18 protein-coding genes are annotated in these 17,507 nt (G+C 42.3%); 9 read left to right on the top strand and 9 right to left on the bottom strand.

Annotated features, from left to right (window positions below; translation table 11 throughout):
* Nucleotides 1-2: 2 nt before the first annotated feature.
* From rnr to bioD, 4 genes are read right to left on the bottom strand one after another with little or no spacing between them, the layout of a single operon-like run.
* A complete protein-coding gene (gene rnr, locus BM176_RS28735) occupies nucleotides 3-2,177 on the bottom strand; it encodes a ribonuclease R (RefSeq protein WP_255373603.1) in 2,175 nt (724 codons plus the stop codon).
* Nucleotides 2,178-2,188: 11 nt separating this feature from the next.
* The gene (gene lpxK, locus BM176_RS28730; RefSeq protein WP_090107856.1) at nucleotides 2,189-3,256 is read right to left on the bottom strand and encodes a tetraacyldisaccharide 4'-kinase; all 1,068 of its coding nucleotides are present in this window, start codon (nucleotides 3,254-3,256) and stop codon (nucleotides 2,189-2,191) included.
* A gap of 3 nt (nucleotides 3,257-3,259) precedes the next feature.
* Entirely contained in the window at nucleotides 3,260-3,841 is a 582-nt protein-coding gene (locus BM176_RS28725; protein WP_177230574.1) for a 5-formyltetrahydrofolate cyclo-ligase, read from the bottom strand.
* Nucleotides 3,842-3,854: 13 nt separating this feature from the next.
* Nucleotides 3,855-4,493, bottom strand: a complete 639-nt coding sequence (bioD, locus tag BM176_RS28720; RefSeq protein ID WP_090107854.1) for a dethiobiotin synthase — start codon at nucleotides 4,491-4,493, stop codon at nucleotides 3,855-3,857.
* Nucleotides 4,494-4,734: 241 nt separating this feature from the next.
* Here bioD and BM176_RS28715 point away from each other — a divergent pair, with 241 nt between their 5' ends.
* The 7 genes from BM176_RS28715 (at nucleotide 4,735) to BM176_RS28685 (ending at nucleotide 11,612) form a co-directional block, all read left to right on the top strand.
* Entirely contained in the window at nucleotides 4,735-6,093 is a 1,359-nt protein-coding gene (locus tag BM176_RS28715) for a pyridoxal-phosphate dependent enzyme (RefSeq protein WP_090107853.1), read from the top strand.
* Nucleotides 6,083-6,892 (top strand): ABC transporter substrate-binding protein, encoded by an 810-nt coding sequence (locus tag BM176_RS28710; RefSeq protein WP_090107852.1) that lies wholly within the window; start codon nucleotides 6,083-6,085, stop codon nucleotides 6,890-6,892. Before BM176_RS28715 ends, BM176_RS28710 begins: the two co-directional genes overlap by 11 nt.
* A 57-nt stretch (nucleotides 6,893-6,949) precedes the next feature.
* A complete protein-coding gene (fbaA, locus tag BM176_RS28705) occupies nucleotides 6,950-8,017 on the top strand; it encodes a class II fructose-bisphosphate aldolase (RefSeq protein ID WP_090107851.1) in 1,068 nt (355 codons plus the stop codon).
* A 221-nt stretch (nucleotides 8,018-8,238) separates the two neighbouring features.
* Complete coding sequence (accD, locus tag BM176_RS28700) at nucleotides 8,239-9,087, top strand: acetyl-CoA carboxylase, carboxyltransferase subunit beta (RefSeq protein ID WP_090107850.1); 849 nt, start codon at nucleotides 8,239-8,241, stop codon at nucleotides 9,085-9,087.
* A 72-nt stretch (nucleotides 9,088-9,159) separates the two neighbouring features.
* Nucleotides 9,160-9,606 carry an SsrA-binding protein SmpB gene (gene smpB, locus BM176_RS28695; protein ID WP_090107849.1) on the top strand — a complete coding sequence of 149 codons (447 nt, stop codon included), beginning with the start codon at nucleotides 9,160-9,162 and terminating at the stop codon, nucleotides 9,604-9,606.
* A 35-nt stretch (nucleotides 9,607-9,641) separates the two neighbouring features.
* A complete protein-coding gene (locus tag BM176_RS28690; protein ID WP_090107848.1) occupies nucleotides 9,642-10,775 on the top strand; it encodes a hypothetical protein in 1,134 nt (377 codons plus the stop codon).
* 348 nt (nucleotides 10,776-11,123) lie between these two features.
* Nucleotides 11,124-11,612, top strand: coding sequence for a hypothetical protein (locus BM176_RS28685; protein ID WP_090107847.1), 489 nt, complete (start codon nucleotides 11,124-11,126; stop codon nucleotides 11,610-11,612).
* A 295-nt stretch (nucleotides 11,613-11,907) separates the two neighbouring features.
* Here BM176_RS28685 and BM176_RS28680 read toward each other — a convergent pair whose 3' ends face one another.
* Nucleotides 11,908-12,471, bottom strand: a complete 564-nt coding sequence (locus tag BM176_RS28680; protein ID WP_090107846.1) for a thioredoxin family protein — start codon at nucleotides 12,469-12,471, stop codon at nucleotides 11,908-11,910.
* Nucleotides 12,472-12,912: 441 nt separating this feature from the next.
* On the opposite strand from BM176_RS28680, the gene BM176_RS28675 reads away from it, so the two are divergent.
* A complete protein-coding gene (locus BM176_RS28675) occupies nucleotides 12,913-13,488 on the top strand; it encodes a hypothetical protein (RefSeq protein ID WP_090107845.1) in 576 nt (191 codons plus the stop codon).
* 493 nt (nucleotides 13,489-13,981) lie between these two features.
* Here BM176_RS28675 and BM176_RS28670 read toward each other — a convergent pair whose 3' ends face one another.
* On the bottom strand, nucleotides 13,982-15,157 hold the full coding sequence (locus BM176_RS28670; RefSeq protein WP_090107844.1) for an FAD-dependent monooxygenase: 1,176 nt from the start codon (nucleotides 15,155-15,157) through the stop codon (nucleotides 13,982-13,984).
* Nucleotides 15,158-15,384: 227 nt separating this feature from the next.
* Between BM176_RS28670 and BM176_RS28665 the strand changes: the two genes are divergently transcribed.
* Nucleotides 15,385-15,996, top strand: coding sequence for a hypothetical protein (locus BM176_RS28665; protein ID WP_090107843.1), 612 nt, complete (start codon nucleotides 15,385-15,387; stop codon nucleotides 15,994-15,996).
* Between the two features lie 71 nt (nucleotides 15,997-16,067).
* Here the strand turns inward: BM176_RS28665 and BM176_RS28660 are convergent, their stop codons facing one another.
* The 3 genes from BM176_RS28660 to BM176_RS28650 all read right to left on the bottom strand — a co-directional run bounded on the left by BM176_RS28660 (nucleotide 16,068) and on the right by BM176_RS28650 (nucleotide 17,444).
* Nucleotides 16,068-16,448 carry a hypothetical protein gene (locus BM176_RS28660; RefSeq protein WP_090107842.1) on the bottom strand — a complete coding sequence of 127 codons (381 nt, stop codon included), beginning with the start codon at nucleotides 16,446-16,448 and terminating at the stop codon, nucleotides 16,068-16,070.
* A gap of 75 nt (nucleotides 16,449-16,523) precedes the next feature.
* On the bottom strand, nucleotides 16,524-16,976 hold the full coding sequence (locus BM176_RS28655; RefSeq protein WP_090107841.1) for a hypothetical protein: 453 nt from the start codon (nucleotides 16,974-16,976) through the stop codon (nucleotides 16,524-16,526).
* A 57-nt stretch (nucleotides 16,977-17,033) separates the two neighbouring features.
* Nucleotides 17,034-17,444, bottom strand: a complete 411-nt coding sequence (locus BM176_RS28650; protein ID WP_090107840.1) for a hypothetical protein — start codon at nucleotides 17,442-17,444, stop codon at nucleotides 17,034-17,036.
* Nucleotides 17,445-17,507 lie beyond the last annotated feature (63 nt).

Here is a 17,507-nt window from a genome sequence, read left to right as displayed (position 1 = left end):
TGTCAATTTTTCTTTTTGGATCTTCCTTCATTCTTTTTACCACCGGAAGATGCTTTTTTCTTTCCAGCGTTGCCTGCAGACTCTTTACGTCCTCCACTCCTTGCTCCTCCCGATGATTTCTTATCTCCTCCGGAAGATCTGCGGCTATCTCCACCACCAGACCGGCGACTATCGCCTGCTGCTGGTTTGCGACGTGCCGTGGGGCGTGATCCCTGCGGCATATCCGGCCAGTCTTCTATCAGATCATAGTCCAGCTGACGTTTCACCAGGTTGGCTGCTACTACGCGGATCTTTACTCTATCCCCAATACGGATTTTCTTACCAGTATACAAACCTATCAGTGCATATTCGGCTTCATCATAGTGGAACTCGTCCTTTGCTGTCATATTATGAATGCTCACCAGTCCTTCACATTTGGTATCCACAGTTTCCACCCAGAAGCCAAAATGCGCTACTCCACTCACTACACCATCAAATTCCTCACCGAGAAACTGCTGCATGTATTCCACCTGTTTGTATTTGTTGGACGCTCTTTCCGCTTCCATGGCTTTGCGTTCCATTTCAGAAGAATGCTTGCATTTGCTTTCCATATTCTTGTCCGGGTGCACATCATGTACCAGGCATTCTGCCAGAACACGGTGTACCAGTACATCCGGATAACGGCGAATAGGAGAAGTAAAATGACAGTAATGTTCGAAGCCCAGTCCGTAGTGACCAATATTTTCGGTGGTATATACCGCCTTTGCCATCGTCCTGATTCCCAGGGTTTCCAGCACATGCTGTTCCGGTTTCCCTTTAGCCAGCCGCAACATCTCATTGAAAGATGCGGCTAATGTATCCATATTGCTGGTATCCAGTGAATGACCAAACTTGCGGGCGAATACTGAAAATACCTGCAGCTTATCTTCATCCGGGGTATCGTGGATCCTGTATGGGAAAGGAACACGCTGATTCGTTCCTATCTTAATATTATATACATACTCTGCTATGGTACGGTTGGCCAGCAGCATAAATTCTTCAATCAGTTGATGGGCTTCTTTGCTTTCTTTCACCACAATGCCTATTGGCTTTGCATTTTCATCCAGCTGAAAGCGAACTTCTGTTGAGGAGAAATTGATAGCACCATGTCTGAATCTTTCCGCACGCATGGTTTGAGCTATCTGATTCAGCAGCAGAACTTCATCTTCATATTGTCCTACTTTGCTTTCTATCACTTCCTGTACATCTTCGTAGGTAAAACGATGATCGGAATGAATGATGGTTCTGCCTATCCAATGTTCCTTGATCTCTCCTTTTTCGTTCATTTTAAAAACAGCGGAGAAGGTCAGTTTATCTTCATGAGGACGGAGGGAACAAAGTTCGTTAGAGATCTTTTCCGGCAACATCGGGTTTACACGGTCCGGCAGATAAACGGAAGTAGCTCTTTTATAGGCTTCCTTATCCAGTGCAGTTTCCGGTAACACATAATGGCTAACGTCTGCAATATGTACCCCTACTTCATACCAGCCACCACGCATTTTGCGGATGGAAATGGCATCATCAAAATCTTTTGCGTCTACAGGGTCTATCGTAAAGGTGAGGATCTTACGGAAGTCCTTTCTTTTCTTTATTTCATCTAAAGAGGTGCTTTCTTCTATCTGTACTAACTCTTCCAAAACGTCATCGGGGAAACTGAGAGGGAATCCGCTTTCTATCAGGATTTCCTTCATGGCCAGATCGTTGGTATTGGTAGCATCCAGTAATTCAACGATCTCTCCCACCGGTTTGCGGGTTTTATCGCCCCAGCTTACAACGCGTACCAGCGCCTTATCACCGGTTTTACCATCTTTCAGTACATTGGCCGGGATATAGATGTCCGGCATGAACAATGATTTGTCCAGTATCAGGAAGGCAAAGCCTTTATTTACCTGCAGGGTGCCTGTAAACTCTGTTTTTTTGCGTGTAATGATCTCCGTTACCACACCTTCCATACGGCCCATATTCTTGCCCTGCTTGATCACATTCACGATCACTTCATCGCCATCCAGTGCGGTATTCAGGTTTTGTTGCCTTACCATCACGTCTTTATCCTGTCCTTCTATAATTACGAAGGCCATACCCGAACGGGTTATTTGTACAGCGCCTTTGAATACCTTCTCATGGCTGCTGCTTTTTTGAGGTTTTTTACTATTTGTCATTCTCGTAACATTTAAACATGGTTACTTCCAAACTGCTCCACGTAATCAAAAATATAATTATTAAATGAATATGCTTCCCCGAAAAGGAAAGATATTTCTACCGGCATAACGGCGATGCTTATGTTTAACTCCTTTAATCTTTCTTCCAGGAGGTGCAGTCTTACAGCATCTTTTTCTGTCGTTATTACCATTTTTTTGTTGCCCGGAAGGTCGGCCAGTTCCTTCCTTATCTTATCCAGATCATGTTCCGCATAGTAGTAATGATCTGGAAAGGACAGCAGGAACACCTGTTCATGGGTGCTTTTCAGCTGCTGTAATAATGGCTCCGGGCGGGCAATTCCACATACCAGCATCAGTGTAGCGCCGGCAGGTACATCGATTGGCTGACCGCTGAACATATCATATAATGTGCCATACTGCAGGGATGTAAAGAACAGTTGTTGAGATGGCAGCGGGTTTATTTCTTTTCTGATAGCATCTTTTTCGGCTTCCGATAAGTTGGGCGGACATTTGGACACGATAATACAATTAGCCCGTTCATATCCTTTGCGGCCTTCACGCAGGCGGCCAAAAGGTACCACATGGTCTTTTGTAAAACGGCGGCTGTAATCCGTGACCAGGATATTCATACCCGGCTTAATGGAACGGTGCTGGAAAGCATCATCCAGCAGTATTACCTGCGTATCAGGGCGTTCTCCGAGTAATTGCGGAATGGCCAGCATCCTTTCTTCTCCTACACAAACGCTGATTTGAGGAAATTTCTGATGAAACTGCATGGGTTCATCTCCCAGTTGGGCTGCCGTACTGTTTTCATCTGCCAGCAGATAGCCGGTAGTGCGCCGGTTATATCCCCGGCTGAGAGTAGCTGTATGGTACTGATCTTTCAGCTGGCGAATCAAATGTTCTACATGGGGAGTTTTGCCAGTGCCTCCGACTGACAGGTTCCCAACGGCAATCACGGGCAGGTCAAACTCTACAGCGGTGAGTACATTCGTATCATATAAGCGGTTGCGGATCCACATCACAAGGCCATATAACAGGGAAAAAGGGTATAAAAAAATCTTCAGGTATTGCAACATGCATTAACTTTTTGAAAAATGATAGATAGCGTCCGGAGTGATCACCATTTTCAGTGGCACGTCCAGGGCATCTGTATCTGTAATTTTATCTACCGGGTCAAAAAGTGACAATCCGATAGTGATGGCATCCGGCCGGCATTCACTTAAGAAACGGTCGTACATCCCTTTTCCGTATCCCACACGGTGACCTGTTTTGTCAAATGCCAATAGAGGAACAAACACAAGATCGATTGCAGAAGGTTCAACCAGTGTTCCGTTTTCCGGCTCCGGAATACCATATTTGTTCTTTTCAAGGATGGTTTGTGGCTCCCACAAAAAATGCTGCATCTGGCCGGTCTTGAGATCTGACTTAGGCAATACCCATTTCAGTGCAGGCCATGCTTCCCGCGCCCAGTGGACCAGCGCATGAGTATTCACCTCTTTTTTTTCAGTAATTGGCAGAAAAATATGGGCCAGTCTTAAGGAACTATAATCCAGTTGCCGGAATTGTTCCAGCAGTTGCCCATTCAGCGTGGTAGTTACGGCATCCGGAAGATTCAAACGTTTTTCCAGGTATTCTTTTCGTATATCCTTTTTTGTTAACAAGTATGCTTTCAGGTTATAAAGTTGTTGTCCGCAAAGATAGCTTTTCTGCCTGTTCTTTTACAAAGGCCCTGTCTACCAGCGATGTTCTGGGTATTCGTCCCAGATGCGGGAAGCCACTCCATGATACGACTTCGTCCTCATTACTATGGGTATCCCCGCTAAAAACCCATCCCATCACGGGAATACCACTGTGTTTCAGTACTCTGGCAGTTAACAGTGCGTGGTTAATGCTGCCCAGGTAATTTTGTGCAACAATGACCACTTTTGCATTCAGCTGCTGAATAAAGTCGATGGTGAAGGTCTGCTCATTCAGCGGCACCATCAATCCTCCTGCCCCTTCAATAACCAGTGGTCTGTTTGCCGGCTGCAAGCTTTCGGCTACTTCTATGATCCGTTTTACATTGATAGTCACGTCTTCCATTCTCGCGGCCAGGTGCGGAGAGGCTGGTTCTTCCAGGCAATAGGCTTCACGGTGGCATACGGATATCGGGTTGGATAACAGGCTTCTCACGGTATCAGTGTCTGTCCCTTCCTTCAAACCAGTTTGCACAGGTTTCCAGTAATCAGCCTGCAGCGCCTCTGTGATGCAGGCCGCAGTTAATGTTTTTCCCACTCCGGTACCTATGCCCGTTATAAAGATCCGCTGACTCATATATTGCAAATATAGTTCAATACAAGTACAGACAGTTAGTAAACGGGAACTAAAGAGTAAGGGCTCAGGCTCATCCTACGTTCATCCTTCGTTTAAAAACGTAGGATGAACGTAGGATGAGCCTGAACGTACCTTATCTGAAACCCGTTTGATTCCTGTTTTAATACTTGTTATAGTATCTTCAAGATAACACTACAACCTGAAATTTCCTTATTTTCGTTGGAATTCAACATTTCACAATATGAATTTTTGCAATAGCATTCTGGAAACAATTGGAAATACCCCTTTAGTAAAACTGCATCGGGTAACAGCAGGAATACCCTGTCCCGTGTTGGCAAAAGTAGAATTCTTTAACCCAGGCAACTCAATCAAAGACCGCATGGCACTGAAGATGGTAGAGGTGGCGGAACAAAAAGGCTTATTAAAACCGGGAGGTACTATTATAGAAGGAACATCCGGAAATACCGGTATGGGACTTGCCCTGGCAGCAGTAGTAAAAGGCTATAAATGCATTTTTGCTACTACAGATAAACAGTCGAAAGAAAAAGTAGACATTCTGAAGGCCGTAGGTGCAGAAGTAATTGTTTGTCCTACAAACGTAGAACCTGAAGATCCACGTTCTTATTATTCTGTAGCCGCCCGGCTGGCAAAAGAAATCCCTAACTCGTTCTATATGAACCAGTACGATAACCTGGCTAACCGCGATGCTCATTATGAGCAAACCGGCCCGGAAATTTGGGAACAGACAGACGGAAAGATAACCCACCTGGTAGTTGCTACCGGAACTGGTGGCACTATTACTGGTACAGGAAAATATCTTAAAGAGAAAAATCCCGACATTCAACTCTGGGCAATAGACAGTTATGGCTCCCTGCTGAAAAAGTTTCATGAAACGGGCGAACTGGACATGAGTGAGGTTTATCCTTACATCACAGAAGGCATCGGGGAAGATTTTGTACCACAGAATTATGATATGTCCCTCATAGATCTCTTTGAAAAAGTAACCGATAAAGACGGCGCTGTAATGGCCCGCCGCATCGCAAAAGAAGAAGGGATTTTTGTAGGTTACTCTGCAGGCTCAGCTATCGCAGGACTGCAACAGCTGAAAAGCAAATTGAAACCAACAGACCTGGTAGTAGTGATTTTTCATGATCATGGCAGTCGTTATGTAGGAAAGGTATATAATGATCAGTGGATGATGGAACGCGGCTTTCTTGATGTTAAAACAGTAAAAGATGTGGTGAATGCCCGTCGTAATAAACCCCTTGTAACGGTTGATCAGGATGAGAAAGTAAGTGATGTGATTGTGAAAATGAAAAAATACGATATAGAGCATATCCCGGTATTACATAATAATGAAATTGTGGGTTCCATCTCCGAAAATGGATTGTTTATCAGATTGATAGATGATTCCAACCTGAAAGATGCGCATGTAAAACAGGTGATACAACCTGCTTTTCCGGTAGTAAAGATGGATACGCCTATAGAAAAGTTATCCGTATATATTAATAAGGAAAACGGAGCTGTGTTAACAAAAGATGAAAGTGGCGACTATCATATCGTAACCAAATACGACATTATCCAGGCACTTGGAAACTAATACACATATTGATCAGTTGGGCCGGCGGGTAAAGATTCCTTTCCCGCCGCGCCGGATTGTGTCGCTTGTTCCCTCACAAACAGAATTGCTTTCCTATCTAGGGTTAACCACAGAAGTGGTGGGCATCACTAAGTTCTGTGTACATCCTGACGAATGGTTCAGGGAAAAGACCCGCATAGGTGGAACTAAAAAACTCCACCTGGATCAGATCCGGGCCCTGGCACCAGATCTCATTATTGCAAATAAAGAGGAGAACGACCCACAACAGGTGAAAGTACTGATGGAGGAATTTCCTGTATGGGTAAGTGATATCCATACCCTGGCCGATGCGCAGGAAATGATCAGCAGTATTGGTGTTATAACAGGAACAAGTGAAGTTGCATTACAACTTAATAAGCAGATTTCAGAAGAATTCAGCACCCTTACAGGGCCGGGTCAATTAAAAACCGCTTACTTCATATGGAAAGATCCCTGGATGGTTGCCGGCGGGGATACTTTTATTCATGAAATGATGAAGTTGTCCGGACTGGAAAATGTCTTTGCCGGATTATCCCGCTATCCGGAAGTAACGTTGGCTGAACTACAGGCAACCGATTGTCAACTGATTTTATTATCTTCTGAGCCCTACCCTTTCAAAGAAAAGCATATTGCTGAATTACAGGAATTATTACCAGCGTCGAAAATTCTGCTGGTAGATGGTGAAATGTACTCCTGGTATGGCAGCAGGCTCCTTTATGCCCCTGCTTATTTCAGGAGCCTGTTCCCCCCTGAAACCGTAAAGTCTACGAAAACACTATAATAAGTACTATTAAGTCCTTATATTTGCTTCCCTTAAATGTAAAACAATTCGTAAGCTATGGGAAAATACAGAGCTGGCGTGTTATTCGGCGAAGAGCTGGATGCGCTGTACAATGATGCTAAGGCTAATGCATTTGCAATGCCTGCCGTGAACGTGGTAGGAACAAACACTGTTAACGCAGTACTGGAAACAGCTGCAAAGGTAAATTCACCTGTAATTATACAGTTTTCTAACGGTGGTGCTCAGTTCTTTGCTGGTAAAGGCATGCCGAATGATAAGCTGCAGGCAAATATTGCCGGTGGTGTTTCAGGCGCTAAACACGTACATGAGGTAGCTAAATACTATGGTGTTCCTGTAGTATTACATACAGACCATGCTGCCAAGAAATGGTTACCATGGATCGATGGTTTGCTGGATGCAGGTGAAGCCTTCAAAAAGCAAACTGGTCAGCCTTTGTACAGTTCCCACATGCTGGATCTTTCCGAAGAGCCAATCAAGGAGAACATCGAAACTTCCCTGAAATATTTCGAGCGCATGAACAAGCTGGGCATGTCTATCGAAATCGAACTGGGTGTAACCGGTGGTGAAGAAGATGGTGTTGACAACTCTGGTATAGACAACTCCAAGCTGTATACTCAGCCTGAAGAAGTAGCTTATGCTTACGAAGAATTATCAAAGATCGGTACCCGCTTTACAGTAGCTGCTGCTTTTGGTAATGTACATGGTGTGTATACTCCGGGTAACGTAGAATTACGTCCTGTGATCTTACAGAACAGCCAGGAATTTATCCAGCAGAAGTTCAAGACTGCTCAGAAACCAGTATTTTATGTATTCCACGGTGGTTCAGGTTCTCCTAAACACCAGATTACTGAAGCTCTGGGTTATGGCGTGATCAAAATGAACCTGGATACTGATATGCAGTGGGCATATTGGGAAGGTGTACATGACTTCTACGAGTCTAAAAAAGCATATCTGCAGGGTCAGCTGGGTAATCCGGAAGGCGCAGACAAGCCAAATAAAAAATATTACGATCCACGCGTATGGTTGCGCAAAGGTGAAGAATCCTTTGTAAAACGTCTTGAAGAAGCGTTTGCCGACCTGAATTGCATCAACAGGAACGCGTAATTCGTTAAAAGTCAATATTTAAGAAAGGCCCTCCCGTTAACCGGGAGGGCCTTTCAATATCTCGTACCTGTGTAATATCCTATTACTTCAATTAAATATATATATTTCCCTGCCAAAATACTGGTTCCCAGGTACTTTAAGCATAATATTGCGAATGAGATACTTTGGAAGTTAATTTAATTTGTATCTTGCACAACTATTTTGTAACCTAATAGTACAATATGTCAAGCTGGTTTAAGCGCATTAAACAAGGCATTCAAACGTCTACAAGTGAAAAGAAAGAAGCACCGGATGGATTGTGGCACAAATGTCCTAGCTGCAAAAAAACCGTCACGGTAAGAGATTTGAAAGAACATTTTTACGTGTGTGATAAATGTAATTATCACAACCGTATTAATTCGGCAGAATATTTTGAAATCTTATTTGATAATAATGATTTCGAAGAGCTATTCGATAATATCTATCCAAAGGATTTCCTGGGCTTTAAAGACCTGAAGCCTTATGGCGCCAGGTTGGTAGATGCTCAGAAGAAGTCGGGCCTGAAAGATGCTATGCGGGTAGGTGTAGGGAAAGTGCTGGAAAATGATCTGGTGGTAGCCTGTATGGACTTTGCTTTCATTGGTGGTTCTATGGGATCTGTAGTAGGTGAAAAGATTGCCCGCTCTATAGATTACTGTATTGCTCATAAGATGCCGCTGATGATCATTTCAAAATCAGGTGGTGCCCGTATGATGGAAAGTGCTTTCTCGCTGATGCAGATGGCCAAAACATCGGCTAAATTAACACAGCTGGCCGATGCCAAACTGCCTTACATTTCCATGATGACAGATCCTACTACAGGTGGTGTAACAGCTTCTTTTGCGATGCTGGGCGACCTGAACGTATCTGAACCTAAGGCACTGATCGGTTTTGCCGGTCCGCGTGTAATCAAGGAAACAATCAAGAAAGATCTTCCGGAAGGCTTCCAGAGTGCAGAATTTGTACTTGAACACGGTTTCCTGGATCTGATCATTGACCGTAAAGAATTAAAACCAAAGTTGGCAGAGTTGCTTACTTTGTTTAAAAATTAAGAACTTTTAAATACCAACTGGCCAGGGAATGCTATCTTCGGATAGCCTTTTTTGGCCAGTTACTTAAAATAGATGTCCAAAGTACAACTCAAAAACAGATCGGCTTACTATGATTATGCAATTGAAGATAAATTCATTGCTGGCCTTGTGCTGTCTGGTACTGAGATCAAATCCATCCGTGCCAGCAGGGTAAGTTTCAATGATGCTTTCTGCTATTTCTCACATGGAGAACTGTTTGTTAAAAGCCTGCACATTTCTGCTTATACACACGGCACTTTCTATAATCATGATCCTCTTCGTGAACGTAAATTGTTGCTGACAAAAAAGGAGTTGCGTAAACTGGATCTTAAGATCAGAGAGAAAGGTTACAGTATTATTCCATTATTCATTTTTATTTCTGACAAGGGATATGCGAAAATGGAAATAGGACTGGGTAAAGGTAAGAAGGTGCATGATAAACGTGACAGCATAAGAGAACGCGAGAACGACAGAGAAATGAGAAGAGGATACATCAAGTAAGTATATTGTGAAGATTTCACTTATATCGAGTATATATGCAAAACCGTTACTGGTTGCTGATAGCACCTATCCTATTCATTCTGTCTTGTAAATCAGGAGAAAAATTATACAATAAAGGCAGATACGACGATGCCGTAAAAGCTTTCGTAAAGAAACTGCAACGGCGCCCCGAACATACCACCTCTCTTCAGCTGCTTCCCAAAGCATATGCACAATCCCAACGCTTGCATGAAGACAAGGTTAATGGTTATCTGACTTCCGACAATCCGCTTAAATGGGAATATGTGAGACAGGAATACCGCTCACTTCAAAGCTTATACGATATTATACACGCCTCTCCTGCTGCGTCAGCTATCGTAACACCCAAAGATTATCGTACAGCCATTACAGGTGCCCAGGAAAATGCGGCAGAAGTACGTTATCAGCGAGGTGTGGCATTGTTGGAGAAAGAGGATAAAGCGAGTGCCCGCAGGGCTTATGATGAATTTATTGCTGCCCTTAAGCTGGTTAAAAATTACCGTAATTCAGAAGAGTTAAGGGATGAATCTTTTAACAGGGGTGTTGTAAATGTAGTGATAAGTGAAATGCAAATCAGCTCTTCCTACTACCAGTTCAGTGCTGATCAGTTCAGGGATGTGCTTATTCGCAATCTGCAAAACCGTAATATCAACCGCTTTGTTGTGTTTACTGATGAACGCATTGCGCGTAATAACAACCTGCAGCCAGACCAGTACCTGGAACTCCGGTTTTATGATTTCGTAGTAGGACAAACCTATGTAGATCGTAGTCAGCGGGATGTTTCAAAGGAAATTGTAACCAGCAGTTATAAAGATACCAGCGGTAAAGTGATCAATAGATACGAAACGGTGAGAGCTACTGTATTCCTCACCAGGGCCAGTGTGATCTCCCAGGGCTCACTGGACTACCGGCTTATTGATGTAACCAACAATAATGTGATCAGCACCAACCGCCTTCCGGGCAGTTATACCTGGGTGAATGAATTTGGCACTTACCGGGGCGATAAAAGAGCTCTCAGTGATGATGACAAGCGTTTAATCGGAGGATCTGATATACCGCCTCCACCACCCCAGGAATTGTTTATGCTGTTCACCAGACCTATCTATGATCAGCTTGCGGGGGATATGCATTCCCTCTATAATAATTTATAAATGCTTTATTTCGGATTCAGGTGGGATTGTGGACTGTACCCATTTGGTATTAATGCTATTGGGCTTTATCAAGCGTACGAACTTTAGTTCTTTATTGAACGGTATGCCAAATGGCTAAGGCCCATAATCCACCTGAAACCTCCGTATCTCTGTCATTCTTCTTATTCGCATACTACTCACTGTCTTGTTTATTAACCTTACATCTTTCTCAAACAATAGAAATATTAAATATTTATATATATCTTACAAGAGCATTGCTGTGAGTGGAAGTATTATACCTACTATATATCGGAGAAAACCATATTATCCTGAAACCAATTGATTCTCAATAATAAAACAATGTAACCTATGAAAAAACTAGCTGCTGTTATGCTGGCTATGAGCCTGTTTGCTCTTTTCGCAACTGCCTGTAAGAAAGATGATAAAACAACTCCTGCTGGTGGCTCATTTACCATAGACGGTAAGGCATACAATTCAGACTATGCTTACTGGACTACCGCCAATGGACTAATCATCACTAATATCGGTGTGGCTCCTGACTATATAGAAAATTTTGTACAGATCTTTGTAGACTCATTATCTTATCCTAAGTATGATTTCCTGAGCAGAAGCAATGTAGCATATGATGCTAAAAAGAATTTTTCAAGTGCTGTTGTAAGGTATAATGCAACAAATGTTGCTGGTGCCGGTACTGAGGTCACCGGTGTTACTGCCGGTACGGTGAATGTTTCCAAATCAGGTGATGTTTATTCCATCAGTTATTCTATTACTTTATCGGGAAAGGTTGTTACCGGTACATATAACGGCAAGATAAGCAACAAAGCTGCCGGAGAATAAATGACAGTTCTTAGTGAGAAATATTTTACACGTGAAATTGGCAGGGGTTGGGTAAGTTGTATGTGATCTATCCCCTGCTAATTCCTGGTTTATCTCTGGTCAATTCCTGGTTAATCCCGAAATAGACAGGTAATTTATACAAAGTCATGAATTGCTAATCGCCTGGTGGCATAAACTAAGAAGAAAACCATTATATCCTGGCAGAAAACATCATGTATGGCCCTCCATCAGGGAGCCGAATTAAAAAAGGTTGTACCATATTGTTGAACCCCCTTTTACTAGCAAGTGACTTCTATTAATGCCCGGGATTATTCTTGCTAAACCTTACAGCGATTGCAGCAAGTTCATTCTCTTTCAGCGAAGAAGATTTCTTTAATGATTTGATAAATTCATCCACTTCATCTTTTTGAGCCGGGCACCCAATAATACCACTTCCCTTTACATCAAATCCGGTTCCTTCTGGTCTCAAATGAGAGTCTGCCAGCAGCTTGCCCTTATTATCAAAGATGAACCATACAGGAATGCCCAAACCGTCGCTATTGTATTTTTTTAGTAACTCCGCAGCCCCTGGGTTTTCAAGATTCTCCTTCCCTTTAGACTCTGTTACTGTAAGATGCCTGATCACGTAATTATTGTCAAAATAAGCTTTTATAGCAGGATCATTCATGCTCTCATCCATTTTACGGCACCAGCCACACCAGGAAGCATGAAACATAATAAACACGCTTTTGTGTTCTTTTGTGGCTTGCTTCATTGCTTCAGATAGTACCTGGTCTGCAGAAGGCGGCGGAGTCGCCTGAGCAAATAACATTGTGCTGAACAGCACTAAAATTATGCTTACAAAAATGGATTTTTTCATATCCTGAAGTTAATTAATTATTGGATCAGAATAATGCATAATCGATCAATTTATTTGTCAAACATTATCCTGATCCAATAGTCAATTATCATTCAACAGAAGCTGTTTTCTCTGTAGCAAGTTAATAGGAGTCTATAGTTACTTTATAAATAAAACGTACCTTGGACACCCTTAGATCGTCTATATGCGAACTAAGGGCGTCCAAGGTACGTTCAAAGGGTGTTCAACCTACGAAGCAACTATAGACTCACTACTAACTTGCTATCAACTTACCCTAAAGGCGCTGCAGAAAAAAGAAGGATTCAAGGTTAATACAGCAACTCTTCCAAAGGTACAATTTTGCTGTAAAACATGTTGCAGTGTGTTCTTAAAAAACACTGCCTTTTTTCCAAACGAATATGACCAGGAACATGGGATCACTATAGCTAAAACAATTTTAAAATGGCATTACGTTTATTACCGAGCATATTAATACTTACCATTTTTGTGACAAACTCTTTTGTCGCTTGGGGACAGGTATCAAATAAAAATCAAGGCAACATAAACCGGTTTGAAAACAAAACCAATCTCAAATTCGACACTTCAAAAACGGCTATTATTAAGTTCGACTCCAAAAGCAACTGGCCCTTTGATAGCACCTATAAGGCTGCAATGCTGACTCAAAAAGAATTGCAAGTCGTAGACAGTTTTTTATTGGTGTGTGTAACAGACTTTAATAATTCGCTGGATAAAGACTATAAGTGGTGGAGTATAGACTTAAAACAAAGAAACTACAGAAAGCAATTAATTGTTGTGGTAAATAAAAATGGGCAGAAGGAAGTTTGGGTAAACTGCTTTTGTCGGGTTCGCGATGATCGATGGAAAACCGAAATGTTTGATGTCTCAGACGGTGGCAATTGTTATTTCCAATTCAAAGTAAACCTGACCCTAAACATGTACTACGATATAAGAGTAAATGGTGTGGCCTGGCAAAAATTCCTTATGAGTTCCAACGACCACCTCTTGTCCTTAAATTGAGAACCCACGTCTATTCAATAGCAGAAGGTTTGATTAAAATATCGGCCGCGCTAATGAAACTGATCTAAAAAAGTAAGACCCTGCATCAAAAGTATTATACGATCTTTTTTTCTTCGTAATTATCTGTTTATAAAAAATAGTACCTGGATAATACCGCTAAATGCCCTGCCAGGCTCCAATTGAATCACGTGCCGTTTCCCTTCTTTGTCAGTTAATGCTATCCGGGTGAATAACCGAGAGGAACCCAGGTTTTCATATTCTTCCTTGAATGCCACGTTCACGTCAATTATATCCGCATGTGCTATCGCGAAGCGATTATACCTTGGACACCCTTAGATCGTCTATATGCGAACTAAGGGCGTCCATTATTTCCCCTTCATCAAAAAAGCAGACAGTTTTTTATTAAAAGCATCTACTTTATCACAATTAGTAAAAAACACAATGTTCGATACGTGAAAGGTTTTCCAAAAACTTTAAATTCCAGTGTAAAATTTTAGCAGTATTCTTTCAGCGTAATAGAATTGGCGATCTTCATAGGTAACTCTATCATCATATTTTTCCAGGGAGTGTATGGCAAAATCTTCCAGAATAGCCCGCTCATCCATTGCTTAAACTTAGTTTTAGGTACAAACCAGTCCACGCCGTTAGCCAGCTCCTGGCAGCGCTGGACAAACTCACGCATATACGTTTCATAGTTGGCCAATGCCTTTTTGTAATCACCATCCGCCTCTTTGAGTTCTCCTGCCAGGATATAGGCGCCGATAATTGCCATACTGGTACCCATCCCGGACATAGGTGAAGCACAATGTGCCGCATCACCCACCAATGCAATTCGACCTTTCGACCAACGGTCCATTTTGATCTGGCTTATAGAGTCAAAGTAAAAATCCGGAGCTGTATCCATCATTTCCAACAAGCGAGGCACTTGCCATTCATCCCCGGAGAACCTTTCCCGGATGACCTGCTTTTGTTGACTGACATCACGATAATTATAGTTAAATGGATCAGAGGCGAAGTAGAATGATGCCCTGGCCTCCCTACCCTTGCAGGCACCAAACACGCCTGTACGTTTTCCCAGCGTGCTATAATACACACCATCCATACCAAGGTCCATAAAGTTCGGCGTGGTAAAGATGGCAATATATAATCCCAGGTGGTTTATATAGTTTGCTTCTTCCCCAAAAGCGATTGATCTTACTTTGGAATGTAAACCGTCGGCCCCAAATACAAGGTCAAAGTTCCTCGGAGCGCCATGTTGGAAGGTGACATTTACGCCGTTACCGGTTTCTCTCAAGCCTGTGATCGTATCATCGAAGATATACTCTACATCGGACCGGGTTGCCTCATACAATACATTTGCCAGATCACCACGCATAATCTCCAGTTCACCACTGGTAAAAGCATCCGGAAAGCTGGCGACCTTTTTGTTGTCTTTATTCACAACAGCAATTTTTCCTGCGCGGGTTTCAAATTTACGTATCTCGTCGAGGAGTCCCATTCGTTTCAGTACGGTTATCGCAGTTCCTCGAAAGTCTACTGCGTAGCCACCCGGACGAATCGTTGGCGCACGTTCAATGATCGTAACCTTGAATCCATATTTGCTTAAGCTGTGAGCCAGTGCAGGCCCAGCTACACTGGCACCTGATATCAGAACGGTATTTGTTTTCATACAGCAAAACTAATCCGCCCCTACTCTCAGCACAATCTGAGATAGGTTAGTCCACTGAAAAAATCGGCAAACGCACTTTAAGTTCCGGTAAAATTTAAGCCGTCAGATCGCTACATTCTACTGATGCCAATTATTTGACCATTGCCGGAAGCTGTGCACTGGAAACGCTCGTTGTACTGATTAAAATAAAATTTGTTCAAAAATTTATATAATTATTAAATTTGAATATGAAAGATGAATCCACAGTCAAACCAACAGATAAATTGTCTGGTATCGCCACAGGAATGTTGATGATGGCTTTATTTACCGGCATCTGGACAGTTATTGCCTATATAGGTTTAAAGACCAGCCCTTATAAAATCGCACTGATTTTGTTCCCGGTTTTGATTTCGATATTTACAAGCTATGCCCTTAGGTTTCTAAAAGTGTCAAAACATTATCCGGATCAGGGTATAAAGGTCGTTTCTGAAGCGGATAAAAAACGTGACAAAAGGTTCACCTATGTTTTTGTTGGCGAAGGTTTGGGTATTTTAATAGGGATTAATATCGTTACCAATTTAGGTTACCCGGATCTGGTTATCCCGGTTATAGCGCTAGTCGTAGGATTGCACTTTTTCCCGTTAGGTTGGTTGTTCAAACGTGCCCAGGATTATTATCTGGCTACCTGGTCAACGGTTGTAGCTGTTTGTGGGATCATATTTTCCTTCTACGGTCTATTATCTTATTCCTGGGTAATCGCATTTATTGGTGTTGGGATGGCGGTTGCAACTTCAGTTTACGGATGTTCTATGTTAATCAGAGGGCTGAAGATGCGGGTATTGGCAGATGCGCTCAATTAAACGCTAATGAAAGTGATCTGAAAAAGTAAGGAGCCGTATCAAAAGTATGATACGGTCTTTTTTCTTCGTCATTATCTATTTATAAAATATAGTACCTGGATAATACCGCTAAATGCCAGACCATGCTCCAACTGAATCACGTGCCGTTTCCCTTCTTTGTCAGTTAATGCTATCCGGGTGAATAACCGAGAGGAACCCAGGTTTTCATGTTCTTCCTTGAATGCCACATCCACGTCAATTATATCCGCATGTGCTATCGCGAAGCGATTATCGTTCTGGACAGATATTACTCTTTTGCTGGTCAGCAAAAACCAATCATTGTTATTCCTCCTGTAAATGATCAATCCTTTTTCATTCTCTTCAAGATTGGATAATTGTTCCGCATAGTCAGCTTCATTTTGTTCGGTTATTATTTTGGTAAATTCCCCTTCTCCACCCACACGTTTGAACAAGGATATTATTACTCCCGGCTTTTTTCTTTTGCCATATTATCTAGGAGATTCATACAAAGAAGTTATTTATTATTGTCAAAATCGTCCCGCTAGTGGCGGGGGCGATCTTCGTACAATAAAATACAGTACCTGAATAATACCGCTAAATGACTGGCCACGCTCCAGTTGAATCCCGTGCTGTTTCCCCTCTTTGTCAGTTACTGCTACCCGGGTTAATGACGGAGCCTTCCCTATATTATCACGTTCCACCTCCACCTCGATTACATCCTCATGTGCCATTACTAAGCGATTATCGTCCTTGACTGATATTAGTCTTTTATTAGTTAGCAAAAACCAATCATTGTTATTCCTCCTGTAAATGATCAATCCTTTTTCATTCTCTTCAAGATCAGATAATTGTTCCGCATAGTCAGCTTCATTTTGTTCGGTTATTATTTTGGTAAATTCCCCTTCTCCACCCACACGTTTAAACAAGGATACTATTACTCCCGGACTTTTTCCTTTTGCCATATTATTTAGGGTATTCATACAAAGAAGTTATTCATTATTACCAAAATCACCCTACTAATAGCAGGGTGACTTAATTTAAATAAAATATAGTGCCTGGGAAAAGCCGTTAAATGCCCGGCCAGGCTCCAGCTGAATCACGTGCCGTTTCCCTTCTTTGTCAGTTAATGCTAATCGGGTGAATAACGAGGACGAACCCAGGTTTTCATGTTCTTCCTTGAATGCCACATTCACGTCAATTATATCCGCATGTGCTATCGCAAAGCGATTATCGTTCTGGAAAGATATTACTCTTTTGCTGGTCAGCAAAACCCAATCATTGTTACTCCTCTTGTAAATGATCAGTCCTTTTTCATTCTCTTCAAGATCGGATAATTGTTCCACATAGTCAGCCTCATTTTGTTCGGTTATTATTTTCGTAAATTCTCCTTCTGCGCCTTTACGTTTGAATCTGGCTACTAATATTCCGGCGCTCGTTTCTTTTGCCATATTATTAAGGTACCAAAACTTTGATTAAAATATCGGCCGCGCTAATGAAACTGATCTGAAAAA

Origin of the sequence: Chitinophaga sp. CF118, from assembly GCF_900112615.1 — a bacterium.
Taxonomy (GTDB): Bacteria; Bacteroidota; Bacteroidia; order Chitinophagales; family Chitinophagaceae; genus Chitinophaga.
Note: the sequence above shows the minus strand (reverse complement) of the source record. Positions and strands in the feature narration are given on the sequence as shown.

Bases quoted from the DNA above. Each gene is read 5' to 3' on its own strand.
- rnr (WP_255373603.1), bottom strand. From the start codon at position 2,177: ATGACAAATAGTAAAAAACCTCAAAAAAGCAGCAGCCATGAGAAGGTA.
- lpxK (WP_090107856.1), bottom strand. From the start codon at position 3,256: ATGTTGCAATACCTGAAGATTTTTTTATACCCTTTTTCCCTGTTATAT.
- bioD (WP_090107854.1), bottom strand. From the start codon at position 4,493: ATGAGTCAGCGGATCTTTATAACGGGCATAGGTACCGGAGTGGGAAAA.
- BM176_RS28715 (WP_090107853.1), top strand. From the start codon at position 4,735: ATGAATTTTTGCAATAGCATTCTGGAAACAATTGGAAATACCCCTTTA.
- fbaA (WP_090107851.1), top strand. From the start codon at position 6,950: ATGGGAAAATACAGAGCTGGCGTGTTATTCGGCGAAGAGCTGGATGCG.
- accD (WP_090107850.1), top strand. From the start codon at position 8,239: ATGTCAAGCTGGTTTAAGCGCATTAAACAAGGCATTCAAACGTCTACA.
- smpB (WP_090107849.1), top strand. From the start codon at position 9,160: ATGTCCAAAGTACAACTCAAAAACAGATCGGCTTACTATGATTATGCA.
- BM176_RS28690 (WP_090107848.1), top strand. From the start codon at position 9,642: ATGCAAAACCGTTACTGGTTGCTGATAGCACCTATCCTATTCATTCTG.
- BM176_RS28685 (WP_090107847.1), top strand. From the start codon at position 11,124: ATGAAAAAACTAGCTGCTGTTATGCTGGCTATGAGCCTGTTTGCTCTT.
- BM176_RS28680 (WP_090107846.1), bottom strand. From the start codon at position 12,471: ATGAAAAAATCCATTTTTGTAAGCATAATTTTAGTGCTGTTCAGCACA.
- BM176_RS28675 (WP_090107845.1), top strand. From the start codon at position 12,913: ATGGCATTACGTTTATTACCGAGCATATTAATACTTACCATTTTTGTG.
- BM176_RS28670 (WP_090107844.1), bottom strand. From the start codon at position 15,157: ATGAAAACAAATACCGTTCTGATATCAGGTGCCAGTGTAGCTGGGCCT.
- BM176_RS28665 (WP_090107843.1), top strand. From the start codon at position 15,385: ATGAAAGATGAATCCACAGTCAAACCAACAGATAAATTGTCTGGTATC.
- BM176_RS28655 (WP_090107841.1), bottom strand. From the start codon at position 16,976: ATGAATACCCTAAATAATATGGCAAAAGGAAAAAGTCCGGGAGTAATA.
- BM176_RS28650 (WP_090107840.1), bottom strand. From the start codon at position 17,444: ATGGCAAAAGAAACGAGCGCCGGAATATTAGTAGCCAGATTCAAACGT.